The following is a 3576-nucleotide window of genomic DNA, read 5'->3' as shown; positions in this document are numbered from 1 at the left end:
CAAAAACAACGTATTCTATTCCTATTTAATTTTCTATTTATCAGGTTTTGTAAGACTATCAAAGAAACTTTTAGTATCTTTATATCCTTCAGTTATAATAGGAGGAGAATCAGTAGATTCATATGTAGAAAATAAATTACTATACATATCCCTTATCAATTAAATCATCTAATATGCCATTCATCTATTTTTTAATATTATTGAGAACAGAATTAGTAGCTCCGCTATCCTTTCTTTTAGCTAAAGTTTTAGTAAGTTTATCAAACTACTTGAATTCTGGAGTGCCTGAGCGGTACTTTACTAAGAATATTCTTGCTCTTTCCCTTGCTTGTGCGTCATGACTTCTTGGACCTCTATTTAAATGTCTAATGTCGCCATCTTCATAAGTCATTCCATTCTTTACAGCAGTGTTAAATTTCCTAGTAATCTATAAACCTTTATCATTTACATTAGATACTGACTATTTTCTACCTACTGATGGGGCTACTCCAGTTATTAGATAGGGATTCTATGGGTTATAATTGCCAAATAAAGCCTGAATAGCATTATATACATTCTCAGCTTTTGGAGATTCTGAAATAAACTATTTAGCAATAGTGAAATTTCTTTTTAACTTATCTATCGCAGGAAGCTAATTCCATTCATCATATCTCTATTTTTCTGTACTTCTATCTTCTAAAATTCCCCCACTCTAATGCTTCCACTTACGTGCATTGGCTGCAAAGGTAGCTCTCTTCCTAATTTTAGGATCTGAGCTATTCTTTCCTCTCTATATACACTCTGAGGTAACTTTGCCTCCACAATAATCTGTAAATTTTCCTCGGTTTTCTTTCTTTATATGGATTTTATTTCCCTTTTTAAATGCCTCTATAGCATCAACTCGTTCAACTCTAGATAATTTGTCTATAACAGATTTATTATCATTAATTATCTTTGTGAACTTCTCAATTTCTGACTAATTATACTTTCTCATATAGTTTATTATTATTAATTTATATTTCGTTTGGATGTTCAAATTTAATAATTATATTTGTATAATTGAAGTAAAATGATATAGAAATGTTAATATCTAAATATATAAATAACAATTTTAGATTAATATATTCCTATCTAGCCAAATATTAATAATTTTCAAAGAAATGATTATAAAATAGAAGTTGAATGTTCGACTCCTCATTGCTGTTTTATTAACAATAGTTGGATGTGGATTATTAATAGCCGGGTTTATTGTTCCCCCACTTGGAATTATAGATAGTTCAGTACTAGTAGCTTTTGGTGAAACTTGTACATTTGTCGGAGCTTTACTCGGAATAGATTATACCTATAAGTACTAGATGTACAAAAATAATTTGATGAAGTGATATATAAGAAATAATGTAAAAATAGTATATATGATGGAAATTGACAAACGTAATGGTAATGTATGCTTCAATGATGCAGCGCATTGTTATTTTGATGCTGATAATCAAGATAATAGATATATATCAGTAACAACTCTAATAGAGAGATATGGACAACCTTTTGACAAGGAATTTTGGTCTAGCTATAAGGCTCTGGAACTCTTAATACCAAAAGACAACTGGAAAATAGAGAAAAAGTCAATATTAAATAATAAGAAAATTAAAAAGGAATTATTAGAAATGTATAATATTTCCGAATTGCAATTTAATAAGACCAAGCAAAGCATTTTAGACGAGTGGGATAAGAATAATAGAGAGGCTTGTGAGCGAGGAACTAAAATTCATGCAGACATTGAAAATTCCTTCTACAAAAAGAATAAAGATATTAATCTTCAGAAATTTGGAATAGGAGGTAAATTTGAATGTAAAAAAGATTACACCGAGCTAGATATGGAATATGGAGTTTATCCAGAATATCTCATATATAGAGTTTCTGACGATGGAATATTACGATTAGCAGGGCAAGTTGACTTAATTGTTAAACAAGGTAATGATATTTATATCATAGACCACAAGGGATTACCCTTAGACACTCCTATATTAACTTCTACTGGATGGTCTACTATGGGCAGTTTAAAAGTAGGAGATAAAGTATTTGATAAAGATGGAAATTTATGTAATGTAACTGTTAAATCAGCCATACATCACAACCCATGCTGTAAAATTAATTTTGACAATTCTGAAAGTATTGTTGCAGATATAGATCATAGATGGTTAGTTTCTTTTAAACTTCATAAACCAACAAAGAAAAACCCAGACGGATTCAAACATAAGGTTATGACTACATTAGAATTAAAAACCTACCTTGATTCTATAGAGAAACGTACAACTCAAAATATTCCAAAAATACTAAATGCTAAACCTTTAAACATTGCCAGTTCAAAACTTCCTTTAGATCCATATCTACTTGGTGTGTGGTTAGGCGATGGAAGTAAAAATTGTGGAATAATAACTCAAGCAACAAATTCTCCTATTTGGGAAGAGTTAAGATCCAGAGGATATGAAATTGGAGAAAATCTTAATCATGATCCAGAAAGAAAAGGAGTTGATATGAGAACTGTTTACGGAATACGGAAAATATTAAATTACATAAATGTGCTGAATAATAAACATATTCCGGAAATGTATCTATTGGCTTCATATGAGGATAGATTAGATTTATTAAGAGGATTGATGGATACTGATGGATATTTTCATCCAAAAAGAAAAAGATTTGTAATGACTACCTCATTTGATTGGCAGATGGAGGGAATGAAACAATTAATTTCTTCTCTAGGATGTAAAGTTTCTGTATTTAGGGAAATTCATAAATGTAATGGAAAAGAATTTCCAGGATGGAATATTAATTTTACTACTGATAGGTTTAATCCATTTTTAACTAGAAATTCCGAAATTAATAATATTGTATTAAAAGATAATAATTCTTTTAGAAATATAGAATCTGTGGAATATGTAGAAACAGTCCCAACACAATGTATTGCTGTTGATAGTCCATCTCATACATATTTATGTACACATTCTCTTGTAGTAACTCACAATACGAACAAGGAAATTAAGACTAAGGGGGCTTATAATGCAGCTACTAAAGGGACTGTCAATATGAGGTATCCTTTAAATAATTTGCCAGACGTTAATTTCTATCATTATACTATGCAGCTCTCTACTTACGCCTGGATGCTTCAAAAAATAAATCCTAACTTTGTAATCAAGGACCTGATACTTAATCATTATGACCATAATGGAAACAATACTTTATACCACTGTGATTATTTAAAGAAGGAAGTTGAAAGGATGCTATATGATTATAAAAAGCAAATAATATTAGAGAGATAGAGAGCTAAACGACAAAGAATAGAATATTAAGATGAATATACTAGATATTACTAATGGGCACATAAAAGAACTATTTAATCTTAACAAAGAACTAAGTGATAGTAGAATGAAGATATGTTACATATGTCCTTTGTTCTTAAACAAGTTCGGAGGTATATGTAATAATAGATTATGGCTTAATGTAAATACAGGAGATATTAGTGTAAATAAAAAAGAAGGATATAAGAATGGATGTGGTTGTAGATTATTATCTAAAACTAGACTGCCTAATGCTGAATGTCCT

General features: G+C 29.8%; 2 protein-coding genes. Both read left to right on the top strand.

From position 1 onward, the window contains the following. Positions 1 to 1391 precede the first annotated feature (1391 nt). Complete coding sequence (locus ACI3VO_RS09480) at positions 1392 to 3293, top strand: hypothetical protein (protein WP_439757684.1); 1902 nt, start codon at positions 1392 to 1394, stop codon at positions 3291 to 3293. A gap of 31 nt (positions 3294 to 3324) precedes the next feature. Beyond that, positions 3325 to 3576, top strand: a 252-nt coding sequence (locus tag ACI3VO_RS09475; protein ID WP_439757683.1) for a hypothetical protein, incomplete at its 3' end; no start/stop codon positions are given.

It is taken from the genome of Intestinibacter sp. (genome assembly GCF_051866655.1).
Classification (GTDB): Bacteria; Bacillota; Clostridia; order Peptostreptococcales; family Peptostreptococcaceae; genus Intestinibacter.
Note: the sequence above shows the minus strand (reverse complement) of the source record. Positions and strands in the feature narration are given on the sequence as shown.